20 protein-coding genes are annotated in these 22,930 nt (G+C 36.4%); 17 read left to right on the top strand and 3 right to left on the bottom strand.

Going from position 1 to position 22,930, the window contains the following annotated elements; all coding sequences use genetic code 11:
- From M030_RS0105085 to M030_RS0105050, 8 genes are all read left to right on the top strand, one after another.
- Window positions 1-1,383 carry a nucleoside permease gene (locus M030_RS0105085; protein WP_027372500.1) on the top strand — a complete coding sequence of 461 codons (1,383 nt, stop codon included), beginning with the start codon at window positions 1-3 and terminating at the stop codon, window positions 1,381-1,383.
- A 293-nt stretch (window positions 1,384-1,676) separates the two neighbouring features.
- Window positions 1,677-2,084: a hypothetical protein gene (locus tag M030_RS0105080; RefSeq protein ID WP_027372499.1), complete on the top strand. Its 408-nt coding sequence runs from the start codon at window positions 1,677-1,679 to the stop codon at window positions 2,082-2,084.
- Between the two features lie 2 nt (window positions 2,085-2,086).
- On the top strand, window positions 2,087-2,497 hold the full coding sequence (locus M030_RS0105075; protein ID WP_123840927.1) for a hypothetical protein: 411 nt from the start codon (window positions 2,087-2,089) through the stop codon (window positions 2,495-2,497).
- 62 nt (window positions 2,498-2,559) lie between these two features.
- Complete coding sequence (locus M030_RS0105070) at window positions 2,560-3,738, top strand: acetyl-CoA C-acyltransferase (RefSeq protein ID WP_027372497.1); 1,179 nt, start codon at window positions 2,560-2,562, stop codon at window positions 3,736-3,738.
- A gap of 106 nt (window positions 3,739-3,844) precedes the next feature.
- Window positions 3,845-5,335: an MFS transporter gene (locus tag M030_RS0105065; protein ID WP_027372496.1), complete on the top strand. Its 1,491-nt coding sequence runs from the start codon at window positions 3,845-3,847 to the stop codon at window positions 5,333-5,335.
- A gap of 298 nt (window positions 5,336-5,633) precedes the next feature.
- On the top strand, window positions 5,634-6,560 hold the full coding sequence (locus M030_RS0105060; protein WP_027372495.1) for a mevalonate kinase: 927 nt from the start codon (window positions 5,634-5,636) through the stop codon (window positions 6,558-6,560).
- A gap of 11 nt (window positions 6,561-6,571) precedes the next feature.
- On the top strand, window positions 6,572-7,501 hold the full coding sequence (locus M030_RS0105055) for a UbiA family prenyltransferase (RefSeq protein ID WP_027372494.1): 930 nt from the start codon (window positions 6,572-6,574) through the stop codon (window positions 7,499-7,501).
- A gap of 63 nt (window positions 7,502-7,564) precedes the next feature.
- Complete coding sequence (locus M030_RS0105050) at window positions 7,565-8,734, top strand: proline dehydrogenase family protein (RefSeq protein ID WP_027372493.1); 1,170 nt, start codon at window positions 7,565-7,567, stop codon at window positions 8,732-8,734.
- Between the two features lie 532 nt (window positions 8,735-9,266).
- Here the strand turns inward: M030_RS0105050 and M030_RS0105045 are convergent.
- Entirely contained in the window at window positions 9,267-9,803 is a 537-nt protein-coding gene (locus tag M030_RS0105045) for a helix-turn-helix domain-containing protein (RefSeq protein WP_027372492.1), read from the bottom strand.
- 960 nt (window positions 9,804-10,763) lie between these two features.
- Between M030_RS0105045 and M030_RS0105040 the strand changes: the two genes are divergently transcribed.
- On the top strand, window positions 10,764-11,873 hold the full coding sequence (locus M030_RS0105040) for a M14 family zinc carboxypeptidase (RefSeq protein WP_027372491.1): 1,110 nt from the start codon (window positions 10,764-10,766) through the stop codon (window positions 11,871-11,873).
- A gap of 237 nt (window positions 11,874-12,110) precedes the next feature.
- Here M030_RS0105040 and M030_RS0105035 read toward each other — a convergent pair whose 3' ends face one another.
- Window positions 12,111-12,611, bottom strand: coding sequence for a DUF4920 domain-containing protein (locus M030_RS0105035; RefSeq protein ID WP_027372490.1), 501 nt, complete (start codon window positions 12,609-12,611; stop codon window positions 12,111-12,113).
- 142 nt (window positions 12,612-12,753) lie between these two features.
- On the opposite strand from M030_RS0105035, the gene M030_RS0105030 reads away from it, so the two are divergent.
- The 7 genes from M030_RS0105030 to M030_RS25240 all read left to right on the top strand — a co-directional run bounded on the left by M030_RS0105030 (window position 12,754) and on the right by M030_RS25240 (window position 21,641).
- Window positions 12,754-14,172 carry an APC family permease gene (locus M030_RS0105030; protein WP_027372489.1) on the top strand — a complete coding sequence of 473 codons (1,419 nt, stop codon included), beginning with the start codon at window positions 12,754-12,756 and terminating at the stop codon, window positions 14,170-14,172.
- A gap of 160 nt (window positions 14,173-14,332) precedes the next feature.
- A complete protein-coding gene (locus tag M030_RS0105025; RefSeq protein WP_027372488.1) occupies window positions 14,333-14,773 on the top strand; it encodes a GPW/gp25 family protein in 441 nt (146 codons plus the stop codon).
- 22 nt (window positions 14,774-14,795) lie between these two features.
- On the top strand, window positions 14,796-16,679 hold the full coding sequence (locus tag M030_RS0105020) for a type VI secretion system baseplate subunit TssF (RefSeq protein WP_027372487.1): 1,884 nt from the start codon (window positions 14,796-14,798) through the stop codon (window positions 16,677-16,679).
- Window positions 16,680-16,702: 23 nt separating this feature from the next.
- Window positions 16,703-17,632, top strand: coding sequence for a DUF3829 domain-containing protein (locus tag M030_RS0105015; RefSeq protein ID WP_027372486.1), 930 nt, complete (start codon window positions 16,703-16,705; stop codon window positions 17,630-17,632).
- 229 nt (window positions 17,633-17,861) lie between these two features.
- Window positions 17,862-20,693 (top strand): excinuclease ABC subunit UvrA, encoded by a 2,832-nt coding sequence (uvrA, locus tag M030_RS0105010; protein WP_027372485.1) that lies wholly within the window; start codon window positions 17,862-17,864, stop codon window positions 20,691-20,693.
- A 235-nt stretch (window positions 20,694-20,928) separates the two neighbouring features.
- Entirely contained in the window at window positions 20,929-21,333 is a 405-nt protein-coding gene (locus M030_RS0105005; protein WP_027372484.1) for a hypothetical protein, read from the top strand.
- A 173-nt stretch (window positions 21,334-21,506) separates the two neighbouring features.
- A complete protein-coding gene (locus tag M030_RS25240; RefSeq protein ID WP_074941826.1) occupies window positions 21,507-21,641 on the top strand; it encodes a bacteriocin-like protein in 135 nt (44 codons plus the stop codon).
- A gap of 36 nt (window positions 21,642-21,677) precedes the next feature.
- Here the strand turns inward: M030_RS25240 and M030_RS0105000 are convergent, their stop codons facing one another.
- A complete protein-coding gene (locus M030_RS0105000) occupies window positions 21,678-22,226 on the bottom strand; it encodes a DUF4878 domain-containing protein (RefSeq protein WP_027372483.1) in 549 nt (182 codons plus the stop codon).
- 189 nt (window positions 22,227-22,415) lie between these two features.
- On the opposite strand from M030_RS0105000, the gene M030_RS0104995 reads away from it, so the two are divergent.
- Window positions 22,416-22,928, top strand: a complete 513-nt coding sequence (locus tag M030_RS0104995) for a DUF421 domain-containing protein (protein ID WP_027372482.1) — start codon at window positions 22,416-22,418, stop codon at window positions 22,926-22,928.
- The last annotated feature ends 2 nt before the right edge of the window (window positions 22,929-22,930 follow it).

The raw sequence follows: 22,930 nt of genomic DNA, 5'->3' as shown, positions 1-22,930 counted from the left end.
ATGAATTTAAAATTACGACTGACCATCCTCAGTTTTCTCCAGTTTTTCGTTTGGGGAGCATGGCTGATTACGATGGCAAACTTCTGGTTTGGCACAAAACACTGGGAAGGAACACAGTTTGGTGCTGTCTTCGGAACCATGGGAATTGCTTCTATTTTCATGCCTACCATTACTGGAATTATTGCTGACCGGTGGGTAAACGCCGAGCGTATTTTTTCAGTATTACATATCCTGTATGGGATTATTCTTTTCATTTTGCCGCACTCTGCAGACCCGAATTCATTTTTTTCGGTAATGCTTGTCGCAATGTGTTTTTATATGCCAACCATTGCTTTGGCCAACTCAATTTCCTACACCATTCTTAAAAATAATAATTTTGATGTAGTAAAAGATTTTCCGCCGATTCGTGTGTGGGGAACCATTGGTTTTATTGTAGCGATGTGGATCACCAATCTTAGTGGAAACAAAGCAACAGAAGGTCAGTTTTACATTGGAGGTGCGGTAGCTATATTTTTAGGAATCTATGCGCTTACCTTACCGAAATGTCCTCCGCAAAAATTAATCGATAAAAACTCTCCGTTATCCGAACAGTTAGGATTAAATGCATTTAAGCTTTTTGGAAGCTATAAAATGGCATTATTCTTTTTATTTTCCATGCTTTTGGGAGCAGCACTTCAGCTAACGAACGCCTATGGAGATGTCTTTTTAAGTGAATTTGCCCATTTTCCTAAATATGCCGACTCTTTTGTCGTACAGAGATCAACCATTATCATGTCAATTTCTCAGGTTTCAGAAACCTTGTTTATCTTGGCAATTCCTTTCTTCCTGAAGAAATTCGGGATCAAAAAAGTAATGCTGATGTCTATGCTGGCATGGGTGTTGAGATTTGGATTCTTTGCCTACGGAGTTCCGGAAGGTTTCGGATTATCTCTTATCATTCTTTCCTGCATTGTGTACGGGATGGCTTTTGACTTCTTTAATATCTCAGGTTCCCTTTTCGTAGAAACCACCACAGATAAGAAGATCCGTTCGTCAGCACAAGGATTGTTTATGATGATGACCAATGGTTTTGGAGCTGTATTTGGAAGTTATATTGCAGGCTGGGCTATCGATAAGTTCTTTACCCGTAAATTTACTACCGCTTCAGATTTGTCTGCTTATCTGGATACAACTTCAGATAATCCTACTTTTATTGAGATTTTGAAAAATAGTTTCAATACCGTAGTAAATACCGATGGCAGCCTTTCTACTGTCGTAATGGTAAAAGACTGGCAGCAGATATGGCTTTCCTTTGCCATCTATGCGTTGGTTCTTGCCATATTTTTTGCGATACTGTTCAGGCATAAACACAAGCCTGAAGACGTATCTTCAGTAAGTCATTAATCAGATATAATTGTAAAATACAGAATTGCACTTTCGTACAGGAAGTGCAATTTTTTTATATAAAATATTCAAATCATTAATGCCGGTTTCCGGATAGAAAAAAGTAATATAAAAAGCACATCCGGTAAGATGTTTAATTTCAATTAAATCAACGTATGGTTGGTATTGTTGATAAATATATACTTTTATATGTTTTTTATTGAAGCTAATGAGTGTTAGGGGATGTAATTTTTAGATTGATAACAGATGGTTTGAAAATGTGTTTTTTTTCGTATTTTGGCACTTTAGTAAATATGAAAAATATTCAATTATTAGGATTATTATTGGTGGTTGTGGGAAGTTTTCTTCCCCTGGTGCACGTTCCTGTGATCGGAAACTGGAATTACTGGAAACTTGACCATTATCTGGCCATTGCCTGCTGGGTTTTTGCAGCATGTGCAGCTTTTGGAATCGTAAATAACAATGCAAAAACAGTAAGGTTTTTTGGAGTTCTTCTTCTTCTTCTTTTATTTGCTTTAACACTGGTTGCTGTGAAAATGCAGTCTCTGCAATATTTCAGCTTTTTACCTTTTAAATCCTGGAGAGAAACCTTTGCAGGAATAGTGAAGCTAAAGTGGGGATGGATCATAGAATTTCTAGGAGCCTTTTTGATGGTTGCTGCAGGAAATAGTAAAAAAGTAAATAACACCAGAAAGGTATAAATATGAGTTTTTTTAAAATATTTTCAACAGGAATGTTAGGATTGCTGGCTTTGCAGGCTCAGGCCCAGGCGACCGATCAAAAAAAGCCCGACAACCCGCCGAGATGTACCCAGATTAAAGAAGGTAAATTTCTGCGCGTTAACTATCCGGAATCTGTCTGGTATATGACCATTGAGGATAACGTCCAGACTGAATATTTTAATAACGGAAAAGATTTTATAAAATCAACACTCGTGTTTCAGGACGATTGCCATTATAAAGCAACTGTTGCAGAGAAATCTGATAAAGACGATCCTGCGCAGATCGGAGATGTCTTCAGCAACACCATTGTTGCTACTCAGGATAACCTGATTAAAATTAACATGAAAATTGAGGGCTCTCAGTTTGATGTAGTTTATATAAAAGAAAAATAAATTAATCTATCTATCGAAGTGGAACACTCGTTCCTTTTTAGCTAAAAATAAAAATTATCTACATGAAAGAAGTATTCATCGTTTCCGCAGTAAGAACACCTATGGGGAGTTTTATGGGAAGCTTATCGACAGTTCCCGCTACAAAACTGGGAGCTACTGCCGTAAAAGGAGCATTAGACAAAATTGGTCTTGACCCAAACAAGGTTCAGGAAATCTATATGGGGAACGTATTGCAGGCAGGAGAAGGACAGGCACCTGCACGTCAGGTAGCTTTAGGAGCAGGTCTTTCAGTCAATACACCTTCTACTACAGTAAATAAGGTATGTGCTTCAGGAATGAAGGCTGTAACTATGGCTGCACAAGCGATCAAAGCTGGTGATGCAGACGTAATTGTTGCCGGAGGTATGGAAAACATGTCTTTGGTTCCTCACTATTATAACGCAAGAGTTGCTACAAAATTAGGCGATATCAAAATGCAGGACGGTATGGTTCTGGATGGTCTTACCGATGTTTACAATAAGGTACATATGGGAGTATGTGCAGAGAAATGTGCGGTAGATTATACCATTACCAGAGAAGATCAGGATAATTTTGCCATTGAATCTTACAACAGATCAGCAAAAGCCTGGAGTGAAGGTAAATTCAATGACGAAATCGTACCGGTTTCCATTCCGCAGAGAAAAGGAGATCCTGTGATCTTTGCTGAAGATGAAGAGTATAAAGCTGTCAACTTCGACAGAATCAGAACTCTTCCTACGGTTTTCAAAAAAGAAGAAGGTACAGTGACTGCAGCCAATGCTTCTACTTTGAATGACGGAGCTTCTGCTTTAATTCTTGTTTCTAAGGAAAAAATGGAAGAATTAGGCCTTAAACCCCTGGCTAAAATCGTTTCTTATGCAGATGCTGCACAAGAACCTGAAAACTTTACAACAGCACCGGCTAAAGCATTGCCGATCGCTCTTAAAAAAGCAGGACTGGAGCTTTCAGATATCGATTTCTTTGAATTTAATGAAGCTTTCTCTGTAGTAGGATTAGCGAATAACAAAATTTTGGGATTAGATGCTTCAAAAGTAAACGTAAACGGAGGAGCTGTAGCTTTAGGACACCCACTGGGAAGTTCAGGTTCAAGAATTATTGTTACATTGATCAATGTATTGAAGCAGAATAATGCTAAATACGGGGCAGCAGCGATCTGCAACGGTGGTGGAGGTGCTTCTGCTATCGTTATCGAAAATATGTAATATTCTGTTTAATAATATATTACCATTAAGGAATAGATAATTTTTCTAAAAACTTATCCATTTCTTAATGGTTTTTTTATTTTTGTGCTACTAATATTTATCTGAAATGTCTGAAACTGAGAATCGACAGCCTAAAAACATAAAAAATAATCCGAAGATTATGAAAGCCTGGGCTGTATATGACTGGGCAAATTCTGTCTACTCTTTGGTTATTACCTCTACCATTTTCCCTATTTATTACTCCATCCTTACCACTGCATACGAGAAAAAAGAGTATATAGTGGAAACAAAAAAATGGATTGATGTACCGGTAAGACACATGATTAAAATCTTTGGAAAAGAATATCAGCCCGATGCCGTATACGGATACTCTTTAACGATATCATTCTTTATTGTGGTATTACTTTCTCCGTTTTTATCTTCTTTGGCAGATACCATCGGGAATAAAAAATCTTTCCTGCAGTTTTTCTGCTATCTGGGTGCTACCTCCTGTATGGGGCTTGCGATGTTTACCGGAATGCATAATGTATTTCTGGGGCTTCTCTTTAGCATTACGGCCAGTGTCGGATTCTGGGGGAGTCTTGTATTTTACAACTCATTCTTGCCCGATATTGCCACACCGGATAGACAGGATGCCCTTTCTGCAAGAGGATATGTGTATGGATACATTGGCTCTGTCGTTTTAGTCGTTTTATGTTTGATTTTAATTCAGGTTTTTGCCAAAGGTGCGGCACAACAGCTATTATTTACAAGAATCAGCTTTTTATTAACCGGAGCGTGGTGGTTTGGCTTTTCCCAATACACATTCAAACATCTTCCACAGTTTGGAAACGTAAAAGAAAAACTGCCCAAAGATTTAGTATTGCTGAACTATAAAAACATCTTTAAAAAACATGAGGAGCAGGGAGGCTTTTTTGAAGTATTGAAGGATAATATGAGCTTTTATATCGATATTGCCAAAGAGAGTTTCCATGAACTGTTTAAAGTGGGCGGGGAGCTTTTCAAGGACCGGAATCTGAAATTTTTCTTATCGAGTTTCTTTTTCTACAGTGTCGGTATGCAGACTATTTTCCTGATGGCTACCTTGTTTGGAAAAAGTGAAATTAACCTGGCACAGGATAAACTGATTGGTACACTTCTGGTCATTCAGATCGAAGCAATCATCGGTGCCGTTATTTTCTCCAGACTGTCAAAAAGAATCGGAAACAAAAACGTAATTTCAATAGCCATTATATTATGGATTGTGGCCTGTCTCTGGGCTTATTTCCTGAACAAGGAAAATCCGACGGTAGAATATCAGTTCTACGGAGTAGCTGCAGTAGTAGGATTAGTGATGGGTGGCCTTCAGGCTATGTCGAGATCTACATATTCTAAATTACTTCCGGAAGATTCTATGGAAAATACAACTTATTTCAGCTTTTACGATGTATTGGAAAAAATTGCAATTATTATCGGAACATTTATTTTTGCCACATTGATTGAACATTTTAATAATATGCGTATTGCTGCTTTGTCAATGACCATATTTTTCGGGGCAGGACTAATATTGATTCGCTTCCTTAAGGTGAAAATGAGAAAAGATAGAGAAACATTATAAAAAAGTAAAGGCGTTAATTTTAACGTCTTTTTTTATTTTATTAAATTAAATTTCAATTATTATGTTGTCTTCATCTTGAAAAGGACTAAGCAGGAAATTAATCTTTCATCGATTCAAACTATAAAGAAAAAGTTGATACAACGATAATTTTACAGGGATTAACTTCATAAAACCTGGGGCTATCAGGATTTTTTATCATTTAGAAATACATTAAATCAAAACAGGCAGCAATTCGGCCTGAATTTTGTTTATATTCAGCGGAATAATTTTTAACTTTGCAAAAAGATTTATTGTCAATATGACCAACCCTTTATTTTATGCAAAAATAATTCTGTTCGGAGAATATGGAATGATTGAAGATTCCCAGGGGCTTGTTGTACCATACAGCTTCTATAAAGGAACTTTAAAATTCTCAGATTTAAGTTCTGAATTTGAACTTAGCTCCAACAGACATCTGCAAAAATATTCAGATTATCTTACAACCCTTGATCTTTCTGATGATTTCAAATTGAATATTGAAGCCTTCAAAAATGATATTGCCAATGGGCTTTTCTTTGATTCCAATATTCCTCAGGGATATGGTGTGGGAAGTTCAGGAGCTTTGGTAGCCGCTATTTTTGAAAAATATTCGGTCAGTAAATCAAATCCTGAAAATATATCAAAAGATAATCTCAAAAAATTAAAAGCTGTTTTCGGGGAAATGGAGAGCTATTTCCATGGTAAAAGTTCAGGAATGGATCCTTTGATCTGTTATATGAACCTGCCGATTCTGATCGAAAATAAAGAAAATTTAGACCGGGTATCTATCCCCGAAGGAGAAGAGGGAAAAGGAGCAATCTTCCTTATTGATTCAGGAATTACGGGAGAAACAGGACCGATGATTCAGATTTTCTTTGAAAAAATGAAAACAGAAGGTTTCCGCAAGACGCTTAAAGAAGAATTTATCCGTTATAACAACGCATGTATTGATTCGTTCCTGAAAAAAGATATGAATCCTTTCTTCAGAAACCTCAAAAAACTCTCCTATTGGGCTTACGAACATTTCCGTCCGATGATTCCGGAAAGTATTTTTAACATCTGGAAAAAAGGACTGGATTCCAATGCCTATTATCTTAAACTTTGCGGAAGTGGCGGCGGAGGCTACATCCTTGGATTTACCAAAGACTATGAAAAAGCAGAAAAAATGCTTGATGGCTTCCAAAAAGAGGTGATTTACAGATTTTAAACAGGTTGGAAATGAATTCTGAAAAAGAAACTTTCCAATCTAAAAATTATGTCTCAAAATCTCTATTTTACAGATTTTCACAATTCGTGGGCTTTTTGCTCGGAGCAAGGTTCTTTGTAGCCGCTCTGCTTACCTTTGCCCTGTATGTTTCTACCTTTTTCCTCTTCAACCAGGAGGAAAGTTTCCGGAATTTTGTATTCGATTTTAAAGTTCACGGCATTATCTTTTGCACGGTTCTTACCATTTTGGCGGGAGGAATTATTAATCAGTTTTATGATCTGGAAAAAGATCACATCGTAAAACCTTTCAGAACAAGGGTTCAGAGTTTTATCAAGCAGAAATATTTTCTGTATGCTTACCTGGGGCTGAGCGCTATCTCGCTGGGTGTGGCATGGATGATTTCCCATAATGTTTTCCTGTTTTTTGTGGTCTATCAGTTTTTTATGTGGTTCTACAGCCATAAACTGAGCCGTATCTTGATTATAAACAATCTTACTTTTGTAAGCCTTACCCTATATCCTTTTTTTGGAATGATGGTGTATTATGAAACTTTTTCTAAAAAGGTATTCCTGATGGCCGTATTTCTTTTCCTTATTCTTTTATGTATTGACATTGTAAAAGACACGCTCACCAGGACCGTAGATAAGACATTCGGCTACACAACCATTCCCAATTACTTTAAAAGCAGGAACACGAAAGCAATTCTGATCACTTTATTGGTGGTGACTATGGCTGTTTCGATGAAAATAATTACCAGAACAGGGGTATCAGGCTTCATGGCCTATTACTTTGCCGCAGGATTATTTGTGATGATTTTTTGCATTTATCTCTTCTTAAATTCTTCAAGGAGAAGTAACTTCCTGACTTTGAATATTTTGCGATTTTGGGTTTTTGTAGGAATTATTGCAATGCTTTTAAACGGAATAGAGCATAAATTGTAAAAAAAATCTTTAAATAAACTAAGGTTATTATTACCTTTGCATAACTAAATTTAATAAATAGGAATGCCCATTTTTAACGATACTAAAGTTGCATTTGCAGATAAATCTGATGCACAATTAAGAAAGGCGTACTGGATGTTTAAAATGATTGAACAGCCTGCTCTTACAAGCCTTGGAACTTCTGTCCTTAATTTCACAGTACATCATAATTTTCCTTTCGTTACAGGAATTGTGAAAAACACTTTATTTGAGCAATTCTGCGGAGGAGAAACCCGTGAAGAGAGCATGAAAGTGGTTAAACAATTGTTCAAAAGAGGAGTGGGAAGTATCTTCGATTATTCTATTGAAGGTAAGGAAGATGAAGAAACTTTTGATGCAGTATGTAAAGAAATTAAGGATATTGTAAGGTTCTCGGTAGGAAATCCGGCAATTCCTTTTATTGTATTTAAACCTACAGCTTTTGGTAGAATTGATATCTACGAAGCGGTTGGAAAAGGAGCAGAACTTACGACAAGCCAGAAAGAAGAATGGGCGAGAGTCGTAAAAAGATTCGATGAGGTATGTGCCCTTTGTCATGAAAATGATAAAAAAGTAATGGTTGATGCGGAAGAAACCTGGATGCAGGATGCAGCAGATCACCTTTGTGAGGAAATGATGGAAAAATATAACCAGCAAAAGCCTATCGTTTGGAACACGATCCAAATGTACAGAACAGGAAGACTGGAGTATATGGAGGAAAATCTTAAAAGAGCCAGAGAAAAGAATTATTTTATCGGTTATAAGATTGTTCGTGGTGCTTACATGGAAAAAGAAAGAGCCAGAGCCGCAGAAAAAGGATATCCTGATCCGATTCAGCCAACCAAAGAAGCATCTGATAAAAACTACAATGCAGGAATTGACTTTGTGATGGATCATCTGGATAAAGTATCGGCATTCTTCGGAACCCATAATGAAATTTCGTCAGAATTGATCATGGATAAGATGAAGGCTAAATCGATGGAAAACGGTAATCCACACGTTTATTTCGGACAGCTTTACGGAATGAGTGATAATATCACCTTCTATCTGTCCAATAAAGGCTATAACGTGGCTAAATACCTTCCATATGGCCCTGTTAAGGATGTGGTGCCATATCTTACAAGAAGAGCAAGAGAAAATACTTCTGTAGCCGGACAAACCGGAAGAGAGCTTGGATTGATTCAGAAAGAACTGGAAAGAAGAAAAAAGCAATAAAAATTGTTGTAAAATATAATACAGACCCGCAATCTCGCGGGTTTTTTTATGGATAAGAATAAGGAAAAGCTCTATGAACGCGATCCGGAAGAAAATAATATCTGTTTTTCCGTTTAAAACATTCATACAAAGCTCTGGTTACCATATCAGGTTTTATAGATTCCGATTAACAATAATAATCCTAAATCACTTAAAGGTTAATTATTTATTAAAATAAATTAATTTTTGTTGCTAATTTAATTTAATATTATTATATTTGGTATAATCATAAAAAACTAATGCATGAAAAATATCTTCAATGATTGTTGTTTATCTTCCCGTGACAGAATAATCTCCGTGTCAGGAAAAGTAATAATCACTTACTCATCATATCCAAAAATTTTTAGATGCTAATGACTTAAGCCGGAAGCTGGAGAGGTAAAAAGCAGCTTCTTAGCATGGCACTAAGATTTTAACAATAAAGTAAAGCAAATAGCTTTAGTTTTCTTCTTCAAATATTTTTTAGCCTGATCATTTTCTTTGATCAGGTTTTTTATGGCTCAAAACTTTCAAATTTTCCGTTATCATAAAACAAGACAATACGTTTTATCTTATTCTCTTGATTACCAAACATTTGACTTAATATTTGTTCACTTGAATTTTCTAATCGCTGAGAATCGTTTATTTTTTCAGGAGCTTTATTCCCGGACGGTATAAACGATTCTCCGGGACTTACTTTTAGAGGCTCTGCTTCAGTCTCATCCGCTCCAAAATCATCATCGGTATTGATCATGGTAAAAAGATCGGGTAGAGGAGTTGTTTTTATTTTCTCATCGTCCTCCGCAGCAGGTGCTTCTTCCGTTTCCGGTAATTCCGGTTGTAACATTTCTCCTTCACCGGTAACCAACCAATCCCAAAGAAGTTCCGGGAAACGGGACTTTATTTTTACGATAAACTCCAGAGAAGGTTTATTCCTTCCTGAGGTAATATGCGAAATGGATGAACGTTGTACATCGATCTCATCAGCAAATTCAGAAGGAGTAAGTCGGGAATACTCTATCACTTTGGAAATTCTTTCGTTCAGACTCATAAAAATAAACTTTCTATTATGTTACAAATGTAAAACAATAAATTTACAAAAGCAAACTACAAATGTAAACTATGAATTATTTTAATAATATACATTTGTAAATAAAATATATATGTTTAAAAACCAGTTATTTATGTATTAATTATATTTGTATTATTACATTTATCACTAAGCAAAAAAGGTTCTGGAGGAAAGTTGAGTTTAACCATAATGATCCTATAAAGGGATTTAATATTGTGAATTTCCATCAAATAAGAGGGGTATTTGACTGATAAATATCCTTTTTATACATATTTACAACCGTAAATAATACTTTGCGCTACATATCGGTTAAAAAACGAATAATAAGGTATAATTTTCTGTTATATAATAGTTTATATTGATATACAATGGTAAATTATCTTGTAAATTACTTATGTAAACACCCAAATAATAAATTGTAACCCGTAGTATGATACAAAAATATGGTCTTTAATTTACGAAATGGAAAAGTAAGAGCAAATTAAAATCAAGAAAGATAATGGATCTTAAATTTCTGATTTTTTATCGTTTTACATTTATATAAATGGCTGAATTTTTAGATTTTTCGTCATCCGGATTGTTTAAAAAAATTATACCTATTCGGCCTAAAACAGCTATTTTATTACTTCAAGTAATCTTATAAAAATTATTTAAATAATCAGTGTAACTAATTGATAATTATAATATTAAATGTATGTGTTTAAAATATTCGCAATCCACATTTTTATCCACAGACAATTTGTCACACCCAAGTGTTTAACAATGTTACGATTGTTAATCTTTTGCTTATTGTAAAATCAAATAATATTTAACCTATGTAAATCGAATTTATAGGCCGACACATTTGTAAATTATTGATTTTTGCCTTCGTTTACTAATGTTAATCCTCTTTTTATCCTTGAAAATGGTTAAATTTGATTTTTGTAAACTATTCCAACAATGAATTTTGAACAGATCTATACTCCAACCCCTGATTTCTCAAATCGCTATATTTCCCCTGAAAAATTATTTTTTTACCTACAGACCAATCTCAGCGATTATATTCAACAGATAGGAACATCCTATTTGGGTAAGCCTATTTACCGGCTAAGCGTCGGTACCGGTAACATTCAGGTTCTCGCCTGGTCACAGATGCACGGAAACGAATCCAATGCCACCCATGCGATGCTCGATCTTTTGGAAAGCCTTGATACTGCTCCTGAGCTAAAAGATGACCTTTTCAGTAAAATCAAACTGGATTTTATTTTTATGCTGAACCCGGACGGTTCTGAACGATGGACCAGACTGAATGCAGCAGATATTGATCTTAACAGAGATTTTCATAACGAAGCCAGCAAGGAGATTAAATATCTTAAAAATGCCGTGGCTGCAAAGAAATATGATTATGCATTAAATTTACACGAGCAGAGAACAATCTTTACTACAGACGGTACTCATCCTGCTACCCTTTCTTTTTTAGCACCTTCCGAAAATGTGGAGCGTACGGTAACCGAAAACAGGAAGAAATGTATGGCAGTGATCGGAAGTGTCTTTAACCACCTGAAAGAAATGATCCCGAACCATATCGGAAGATATTCTGATGAATTTTATCCAACTTCTACGGGAGATAATTTCATTAAAGGAGGAATGCCTACCATTTTATTCGAAGGTGGTCACTTTATAGATGACTATACCAGAAAAGAAACCCGAAAATATTATACTATTGCTCTTTATTATGCATTGAAGGCAATGTGTGAACTTAATTCTGATACAACAGGATGGGAGAGCTATCTTGAAATTCCTGAAAATAAAGAAACGCACTACGATATTATCTATAGAAACGTAAAACTTAATACAGAGCATGAGTGTATCCTGGATATCGCGGTTCAGTACAGAGAAATAAAAGAAGATGGAAAAGATGAAATCTCTTTTGTTCCTTTCGTAATGGAAGCCGGTGAAGTACGAAGAAGAAAAGGATGGTTGGAAATAGACTGTACCGGGAAAAAATTTATTTCTGCCAATAAGTATCCCAAATTGGATGCAGCCGTAGATTTTACAATTGAAGAGTAAAAGTTTCGGCAATCCGAAGGATTGCCGAAACTTTTAACAAAGCTTTTTTAAAGCTTCTTAAGATCATAATTTTGTTGTTAAGATAACAATATTTCTCTAAGTTGATAAAAGATCTCAACACGAAATTGAAATAAGATTTTATCCAAATCTTATAAAAACAGAAGCTCCGGAATCTATCCCGGAGCTTCTGTTTTATTATTGAATTTGCTCAATGTGCTTTTCTGGATATAGTAAAGTCTAATTAACCACTTTAATTCCGTTAGCTACAAATCTGATTTCTTCTTTAGGCTGCGTGATAGCATCAATTTCAGCCTGAGGTTTTTTAGCATCTTCCGCATAATGCTTCTGTTCATTCACAGAAGTTACTTTTCTTTCAGCGCTTCCTTCCAATACTACATTTTTACCTTTTAAAGCCGTCGGTACAAAGAAAGCATAGTCTTTCATTTTAACAAAAAACTTTGAATTGTCTTCCGTCTGAATGGTAAGCCAACATCCCTTTTTATCACAAACATCCGTTACCTTTCCTTTAATGGCAACATTTTCAACCTTTTTGTTGTCTTTTTTAAGTTGCTTGCTCAGTTTATCTACCGTAATGGCTTTAGATTCAACAGATGAAGAAACCTCACCTCCATAAGTATCACCTACCAGTGCATTCCCTGCCGGCGGCCCCACCTCCTGGGCAAAAGCCAATGAAGAAACACTTACTGTCGCAGCCAATAATAAAGCTTTGAATTTCATTTTTAATAATTTTTCCAAAAATACTAATTAAAACCGAATCATAACAGAATAATAAATGATAAAAATAATGTGTTTTGGTAAATTTTAAACAAATTTCAAAATAAAAGGCAGATTTGTTTATATTTGACGCCTATACTTGACTATGCAAAAAAAACTGAAACTATGGGACGCCATTATGCTCGTAATGGGATCCATGATCGGAAGCGGAATTTTTATTGTAAGCGCTGATATGATGCGTAATTTGGGCTCCGGATTCTGGCTTATTGTAGTATGGGTTATCACCGGAGTCATGACGGTAGCAGCTGCTATCAGTTATGGTGAACTCTCCGCACTGTTTCCTAAAGCCGGAGGACAATATACGTACCTGAAGGAAATTTTCGGAAAAAAAATGGGTTTCCTGTATGGCTGGGGACTGTTTACCGTGATACAGACGGGAACAATCGCTGCAGTAGCCATGGCTTTTGGTAAATATACCGCGTACCTTATTCCCGCACTTAACGATGCTGCCCCTTTGTTTCAAAGTGGAGAGTTTAAAATCACTTGGATGCAAATTCTGGCCATAGCCGTGATACTTCTTCTTACCTACATCAATACCAGAGGTGTAGAAAGTGGAAAATTTCTTCAGAATATATTTACGGGCTCTAAAATTATAGCTTTATTAGGACTGATCGCCCTAGGTTTTATCCTTGTAAATGCTTCTCATCTGGCAGAAAATTTCAGTTTCGGTTCCAGCGCATTCAGTAATCTTAAGAAAGATATACAGGGGAATTTTCTTAAAGAAGGTTGGGAATCTATCGGAGGAATGACTTTATTGGGAGGTATTGCAGCTGCCATGGTAGGATCTGTGTTCAGTTCGGTAGCCTGGGAAAGCGTAACATTTGTTTCCGGAGAAATTGATAATCCTAAAAAGAATGTCGTAAAATCAATGATTTTTGGTACTTCTGCTGTGATGATTCTCTATATCGCCGTCAATTTTGTCTATTTAAATGCGCTGGACAGGGATGGAATTGCCTTTGCTGTGACAGACAGGGTAGCAGTAGGAGCTTCACAGAATATTTTTGGAAGTGCAGGAACCATTATTATCGCCTTACTGGTGATGATTTCAACTTTTGGTTGTGATAACGGATTGATTTTAGCCGGAGCCAGGGTTTTTCAGACCATGGCAAAAGACGGCATGTTCTTTAAGTCAGCTGTTAAAAATAATAAAAATGAAGTCCCGGAAAATGCTCTCTGGATGCAGGGAATCTGGGCCTCGCTCCTTTGTTTGAGCGGGCAGTACGGAAACCTTCTTGATATGATTTCTTTTGTAATCGTTTTATTCTATATGATTACTGTTTTCGGAGTTATTTATCTAAGGGTAAAGCAACCTGCCCTTGAAAGACCTTATAAAACATGGCTGTATCCGGTAACACCGATTATATATCTTGTAATAGGAACAGGCTTTTGTATTTTGTTATTGATTTACAAACAACAATACACCTGGCCGGGCTTTGTCATGGTTTTACTGGGACTGCCGGTATATTATTTTATTAACCGGAAGAATAAAGATCAAAACCCATAGAATGACATACTAAAAATAACCAATGCAGGGCTTTCAATTTGTTTTGAAAGCCCTGTTTTTGAATAATATTTTAAGGTATTGTAATAATTATTTAGTGAAAATTTGTATTTTGGTCTTTCGTTTTTAAGTAAACACAACCATGAAGTAAAAACAAAAAGTTATGGATACACCAAATTACAGAATGCCTTTCGTGCCGTCTACTTTAATGACCGAAGGCGGAAGTATCGATACCTGCGATATGGGAGAAAGCATAGCTCACAATATTATGCTGCTGATCACCACCAAAAAGGGAGAAAACAGATATGATGAAAACTACGGAAACGACGTTTGGAACCTGGAATTCGACAACGGAGTTACAAGTGCCGTCTGGGAAAATGTTTTTATCAAAAGCCTTCGCAGACAAATTCAGGAATACGAACCAAGAATTGTACACCCGCAGATTGATGCTCATATCCAATTCGTAGAACACAGCTACGACACCAAAGAACACACAGAAATTAAAAAGAAAGTAAGAATTGCCATCAATGCCAAAATGGAGGAAACAGGAGAACGTTTCAGTTTTTCAACAGAATTGTTCCTGAGCCCGATGTCTATTGATTAATATTTTTAACAGCTAAGAAATCATGAATTTAGATCAGAATATTTATTCTAAAGAATCTGTAAAAGCAAGAATGCTTCAGAATGCAACTAAAGTCTGGGGATTGAAAAGCCCGCAGTCATTGGATCCTTTTGTAAAATTGCTCATAGACGCATTCAGCACAGAAGTCTTTAAAGCGAATAATGAAATACAGACAGTGAATGCCCGAATTTTAGAAAAACTGGCAAAACTGCTGACCCCATCTATATATACTCATCCTATACCGGCCCACGCAGTTGCGTTTACGCAGCCTTACGATTCCTCAGAAGTTTTACTGGAGCACACAGAATTTTTCTTCCGTAAACAAATGACTTCCACGGTAAAATCAGAATCAGATAAGCAGTTGAACATTCCCTTTACACCCGTAGGCAATGTGCGGATCAATAAAGTTCATACCTCTGTAATGTTTGTGGGAAATACCTGCTACAGTATTGACGACAGGTTCAATAAGATTCCTATTGCAAGGTTTCAGGGAAGAACTGAAGATTACAGAAAAATTACCATAGGAATTGATAGCAGCAAATATATCAGTGAAAACTTCCCTAAATATTTAAGTATTTTCTGCTCAAATCCGGCTTTTGAACACCTGGATTTTGTGTATAAACTGTTACCGTATATTACCGTTTCCAGCAACGGAAACCCTTTGTTTGTAAGAGAAGGACTGAGTTATCTTACCGAAAGCCATTCTGACGGGTACGAACAAATGTTTAAAGAACAGTCGATCCGTAATAAAATAATTGAAGATATCAAGAGTATCTATCGCCATAAATTTATTGAAGTGACAGGAATTTCTCAAAGCCTAGTTTCAGCACCCGGCCAGCTTCCTCAAAATCTTGATTTCCTTGCCGAAAAAGAGGAGATTACAAGATATCTGGACAATAAACCGTACTTATGGCTTACTTTTGAGTTTCCACCGCAGTTTTCCGCAGAAATCCTGGATAACTTTTCATTTGTACTCAATGCTTTCCCGATCTACAACAGAGGTTGGAAAAAAACAGAATACAGTCTCGATATCATGGGAAATAACATCCCTCTGGTAACAGATGAAGGAGAACATTTCCTGTATGTAGATGAAGTTCAGGACGGTGATGGAAGAAAGTACTCAGAAATCCCTTTCACACCTGCTGATGATCTGAAAAAAGGTTTATATACCGTACGAAAAGGAGGAATGGAACGTTTCACCAATCGAAATGCCGTAGACATGATCGCGAATGTTCTTGAATTGACAAGAGACGAGATTGCAGCATTTTCCTTACTAAACAGGGATAATGTAAAAGGCGTGCTCAGTGAGATGTCTGATAAGATGAAATCAATGGTGCAGAAAGTTAACAATGCCAAAAGAAATATCAGACAGGAGCTGAACTACGTCATTATGGAGCCTGTAGAAAAAACAGACCATACCTATGCGGCGTTTTGGGTTACCCACTGTACACTTGCCAATCATATGCGTCCGGGCACCGAACTTTCCAATCAGCTGAAATCGCAGACGGTTGTCTTGCTTACAGAAACCTTAGGCGGCTCGGAAGAACAGAAAGGGACAGATAGCATTCAGGCGTATAAATATGCGCTGACAACAAGAGATAAGATTATTTCTCTTGAAGATGTTAAAAATTATTGCCGTATGATACTGAAAGATGAACTCAGAGAAGTGAGAGTCAGAAGAGGTACCATGATCAGCAATAAACCTAAAGAAGGCTTTGTAAGAACCGTTGAAGTAGAGATTATTCCACAGAATTATTCCTTTTACGGAAGAGCCTATTGGGAAAATATGGCTAATATTATCAGAAACCAGATCATTGCAAAAGCAATAGATGGGATTGAATATATAGTAAAGATAAGTAATGAAGATATTGATTTTCAGGATATATAAATGAAAAGCAAAACGAATAAAATATGAGAAAGATTATCGTGTTGGCAATGGCCCTGTCTCTGACAGCTACTGCCGTAAGTTGTAAAAAAGGCGCAGAAAAAATTGGTAATGCTGTCTTAAACCTGGGAGGAGAGACGGAAGCCAATTCTATTATTGATTTTAATAATAATTTTGTTGATTCCTACAAAAATACTTCCAAACATATTGAGAGAATCTTAAAATATACAGAAGAAGCAGTAGTAAAGTCCAAAGGAGGAAGAGTGATGATTATGCCTATTATCACCAGCTCCATGGATTATACGATTTCAAAGATTAAAGAAGTTCCTTCCGGATTTGGAAAAGATAAAGCTGCTATTGAAGCCGATTTTAATACCTATAAAGCCAAAAAAGAAAATATAGAAAAAAAAGTCGAGGAACTTAAGTCTTATATGAATTCTGAGGATTATAAAGATGATAAAGGGGCAAAGGCAGAAGCCATCAAAAAAGAAATTGAAGCTGATGCAGATGCTTTATTCACAGCAGGGGAAAATGTGATGGCAAAGATAAAACCTGCTACAGATGCCGCAGAAGAAGTGATTTTAAAAGACCATCCCATGAAAGAATATATCATCTCATCCAAAAATGTGATGAATTCTTTAGATTCAGTGATTGATCTTTTAGGGAAACAATATGAAGGAAAATTTAATGAGGCTGAAGCCCAGAAAAAATATGATGAATTTGCAAGACTGGTAGAAGCCAATTCCAAAATGGATTTCAATGTAAAAGACCAGCAGTATTCTTATAAAAAATCTCAGTTTGAAAGCTTTAACAAAACTGCCTCAGGTTTTGTAGATAATTATAGAAAGCTCATCAGAGATTCCAAAGAAGCCGGTAAGATCCCGGATAGCAATATTCAACAGATGGATTCCTCTTATGAAAGCGTCTTGAGTGCTTACAATACGTTTGTGAAATAAAAATATTCAAAAAAAGACTGATACAAATAATATCAGTCTTTTTTATTTCTATTCACCAAAAACAAACAGTCTCAGAACATGGTCTCGGCCACTTTCAGCTTCATTTCATAATTTGAGTGGCAAAAACGATCGGGCAGGTATAACTTTTATCCATGAGATAGTTAAAAAAATTCCACAAAATTTCCGTAATTTTGCACGTTGTGATTTTCAGGCAAAATCATCCCGAATTATGAGCAAATCAACAGAATATATAGAAGTTTACGGAGCTCGTGAACACAATCTAAAAAATATTAATGTAAAAATCCCGCGTAATGAACTGGTCGTAATCACCGGTCTTTCCGGGAGTGGAAAATCTTCACTGGCTTTTGATACCATCTTTGCAGAAGGCCAGCGTCGGTATATAGAAACATTCTCTGCCTATGCACGTCAGTTTTTAGGAGGCCTGGAGCGTCCTGATGTAGACAAAATCGAAGGACTTTCTCCTGTGATCGCTATTGAGCAGAAAACAACCAATAAAAATCCCCGTTCTACTGTAGGAACGGTTACCGAACTCTATGATTTCCTGCGTCTTTTGTATGCAAGAGTATCTGATGCATATTCATTAACAACAGGTCAGAAACTGGTCAGCTATACCGAAGAGCAGATTCTTGAAACCATCAAGCAGAATTACAAAACAGAAAAGATCATGTTGCTGGCTCCTGTAGTACGATCCAGGAAAGGACATTATCATGAACTTTTTGTACAGATGGCCAAAAAAGGATACGGGCAGGCCAGAATAGACGGCGAAGTTCAGGATATCGAATACGACCTGAAACTTGACCGTTATAAAACCCATGATATCGATATTGTAATCGATCGCTGGATCATTGGAGAAAAAGCTTCCGAAAGTAGAATGGAAAAATCATTGCGGACAGCAATGGAAATGGGAGAAGGAATTATAGGAATCCAGAAACTCGGAAGTTCAGAAATTGAGTATTTCTCCAAAAACCTTATGGATGCTGAAACCGGACATTCATTAGCATTGCCGGAACCGAATACATTCTCGTTCAACTCTCCGAAAGGAAGCTGCCCCAATTGTAAGGGGCTGGGAATGATTAAAAAGATCAATACAGATTACTTCGTAGACAATCCTAAATTATCCATCAACCAGGGTGGGCTTTTGCCATTGGAAGATATCAAATCCAACAAATGGATTCTGTCACAGATCAAAAATATCCTCGAGATCTTTGGTCTTGGAATGACAACTCCTTTACAGGATATTCCTGATGAAGCATTAGACTATATTTATAATGGTTGTCACAAAGAATTCAATAAAGACCTTAAGTATGCAGGAATCACCAAGAAAATAAAGATCAGTTTCGATGGTTTGATTGCTTTCATGGAAGAGATTATTGATGAGAGGGAATCGTACGAAGCTATTTTACTGGAAAGACATTTTACCACAGAAGAAACCTGTCCGGAATGTCACGGAACCCGTCTTCAGCCTTCAAGCTTAAGCTTTAAAATTGACGGAAAAAATATTGCTGAGGTCAATGCTTTAAGTCTTGCTGATTTAAAAGAATGGCTGGCTGATGTTAAAGATAAATTTTCGGAGAAAAATAAAATTATTGCTCACGAAATCTTAAAGGAAATTGAAACAAGACTTCAGTTCCTTTTAGATGTCGGGTTAGATTATTTAAGCCTGAGCAGAAGTTCAAAAACCCTTTCAGGAGGAGAATCACAAAGGATTCGTCTGGCCACTCAGATCGGATCTCAGCTCGTGAATGTCCTGTATATTCTTGATGAGCCAAGTATCGGGCTTCACCAGAGAGACAATGAAAGACTGATTCACTCACTGAAAAACCTGAGGGATATCGGAAATTCAGTATTGGTGGTAGAACACGATAAAGATATGATTCTCGAAGCCGATGAGGTATTGGATATCGGCCCGAAAGCCGGAAAATTTGGAGGTGAAATACTTTGGCAGGGAAAACCGAAAGATTTATTAAAGGCAGATACCATTACTGCACAATATATCAACGGAAAAAGAAAGATCGAAATTCCGGCAGAAAGACGAGCCGGAAGTGGCAAAAATATTGTACTGAAAGGAGCGACAGGAAATAACCTTAAAAATGTAACCCTTGATGTTCCCCTTGGAAAATTAGTTGTCGTTACAGGAATTTCAGGAAGCGGAAAATCTTCCCTGATCAACGGAACTTTATATCCGATCCTGAATAAGCATTTCTACAGAGCCGTTCAGGAACCTCTACCGTACAAAAAAATTGAGGGCCTGGAAAATATCGACAAAATTGTAGATGTAGACCAGACTCCGATCGGAAGGACACCGCGCTCCAATCCTGCTACGTATACAGGAATGTTTACCGACATCAGAAACCTTTTCGCAGAATTGCCGGAAAGTAAAATCCGCGGCTACAAACCTGGAAGATTCTCTTTCAACGTAAAAGGTGGAAGGTGTGAGACCTGCCAGGGCGGAGGATTAAAGGTGATTGAAATGAACTTCCTTCCCGATGTTTACGTTCATTGTGAAACCTGTAATGGAAAACGTTTTAACAGGGAAACCCTTGAAGTTCGTTACAAGGGAAAATCCATTTCTGATGTACTGGACATGACGATTGATGAAGCCGTAGAATTTTTCCAGCCGATTCCTAAGATTTTTGCCAAAGTTAAAACCTTACAGGATGTCGGATTAGGATACATTACCTTAGGACAGCAATCAACAACCCTTTCAGGAGGAGAAGCCCAACGTATCAAGCTGGCAACCGAATTAGCAAAAAGACAAACCGGAAACACCCTTTATATCCTTGATGAACCTACTACAGGACTTCATTTTGAAGATGTGAAAATTTTGATGGATGCTATTAATCAACTGGTAGAACTAGGAAATTCATTCATCATCATCGAACATAATATGGATGTCATCAAATTGGCAGATCATATCATCGACGTAGGACCGGAAGGAGGAAAACACGGCGGGCAGATTGTAGCACAGGGAACTCCTGAAGAAATTGTAAAATCAAAGAAAAGCCTGACTGGGAAGTTTTTGAAGAGGGAACTGGAGTAAGATAATAGTAATATATTTATAAAAAAGAATTTGCAAAAGCAGATTCTTTTTTTGTTTTCAAGAGGTTCCAATATTAAATTTTTCAATTATTTAAAATTTATTTAATTGAAAATCAGTTATTTATGTTTTAATGTTAACTGAATGTTAACTCAATATGAATTTAGTATGAATAATTTTAATAACTTTGGTAAGAGGTTCAGAATAAGTTTAGTATAATATTTAAAACCAAATAGTTATGAAAAATAGAATTCAAATAATAATGGCAGCACTTTTTGTTTGTGGATTCGCAACAGTATCCAATACGGTTAAGGCTCAGGCTACAGACCACAATACCATAGAGGAAATCCAACTGAATAAAAATGAAACCTTTAACGATATTAGAAATAAGCTGGTTGAAAATTTTGATCTTACCAATACAGACTATAAACAGGGAACAGTGAATTCCGTAGTAAAATTTGATATTGCGGATAACGGAAAAATTGTCAATGTACATTCAACAGGAGACTGCAAAACTGTAAGCAAAGAAATTGAAACCGTTCTCAGTGAACTGGATTATAGAGTAGACCGCAGAAAACTAAGTGACAATATGGTTGCCTATACTTACGTGATGCCGGTAACTGTCGAGATTAATAACAGATAGCAAAGAAAAAAACGGTCAAAAATCCTATCTCCTTTGAATTGTATGAGTTGCGTATTTCAAAAATGTTTTCATTTTATAATATGGGTGATAATCTTGTAAAATTTTATGGTAAACCTATAATATATCAGGTATAAAATAGATATATTTTTGAAATACCATAAAATTAAAACCATATGAAAAATGTAAAGAAACTGACGAAGTCAGATTTGAAATCAGTGTACGGAGGAGAACCTAAACAATACTGCACGTATTGCGAATGGGCAAATAAAGTTTTTTGCAGTGACGTTCCAATCGTTCAATGTCCGTAAAAAAATATAAAACCGCTTCCAAAAGCGGTTTTTCTATTAAGGCGTATTTTGAATAAAATCAGAAAGTCTTATCTTCAGGTTTCCTGAATTCCCTATCGGATCAAAACTGATATTGTCTATTTTCCATTGGTTATTTTCCTTGATACAATGTACCTTATCCGTCCATACTACATGAGGAGTAGCCTGATTATATTCAAACTGAACCGTCACATCAGCTGTTGTATCATGAATATCTGTGGATTGAATCTTATACCTGGTAAAGCCCTCATATAAACTTGAAAAAATGGCTCCTTCAAATATCAGGGGTTTCTCGTCCGGATGGGCGCTCTTTTTCACTTTTTCTATATCTGCTTTTGAAGTTTCTATGGCTTTTTCCAGTTCTTTTTTCAGGCCTTCTGAAAATAAATCGCCCGGAATTGGTTGCTTGTAAACCATTTCATTAGACTTCCCATACTGGCTGTACAGTGCATTGATCTTTGCTGTAATGCTAATGCTGTCACTGACTGATGCAGCTGACTCTCCCTTTTTATTGCAGGAGATAGCGAAAAATAAAATACCAAGATATACCAGAAATTGTTTCATCATGATTTGTGTATTTACTCACACTTTGGGTTCAAAATATATACCAAAGCTGTAATATATTTAAGTAACGGGCAAAGTCTCTTACAGGAGGATTTTATCCTGACTGCTTTTGTGTATTTTATTCCGTAAATGCAATAAATACTTTTCGCATCAATCGTAAAAAATCAATACATTTGAGTAGATAAAAAAATAGTGGATCCTATTCTCAACGTTGCAGTCCGTTCCCTTTGTGTTTACCTGTTTATGGTAATCGGAATTCGTCTGTTTGGAAAAAATCAGCTTTCTCAGCTTAATGCCGGGGATGTTGTTTTGTTGCTTTTGATTTCCAATGCAGTTCAAAACGCAATGGTAGGACCCGACACATCATTACAAGGTGGCATTGTGGCTGCGCTCGTCCTGTTTTTAGCTAATTTCATTTTGAAACGGTTAATGTTCTCAAGCCGTTCTTTCGAAACCTTTATGGAAGATGAACCTGTCATATTGATTAGGGACGGAATTGCGGATCAGACGGCTTTAAACCGTGTAAAAATTACACAGGACGAACTGGAGGAAGCTATTCGTGAACATGGTATTGAAGATATAAAACATGTAAAATTATCTGTTCTGGAAGTAGACGGGAATATCAGTGTGGTTTCTGAAGACGGAAAAAGTAAACAGACCCATTATGCAAGGATTAAAAGAAAAATAAAAAGAAAATATCACTAAAC

It is taken from the genome of Chryseobacterium sp. UNC8MFCol, assembly GCF_000482305.1.
Taxonomy (GTDB): domain Bacteria; phylum Bacteroidota; class Bacteroidia; order Flavobacteriales; family Weeksellaceae; genus Chryseobacterium; species Chryseobacterium indologenes.
This window is presented reverse-complemented; position numbering and strand designations above follow the sequence as displayed.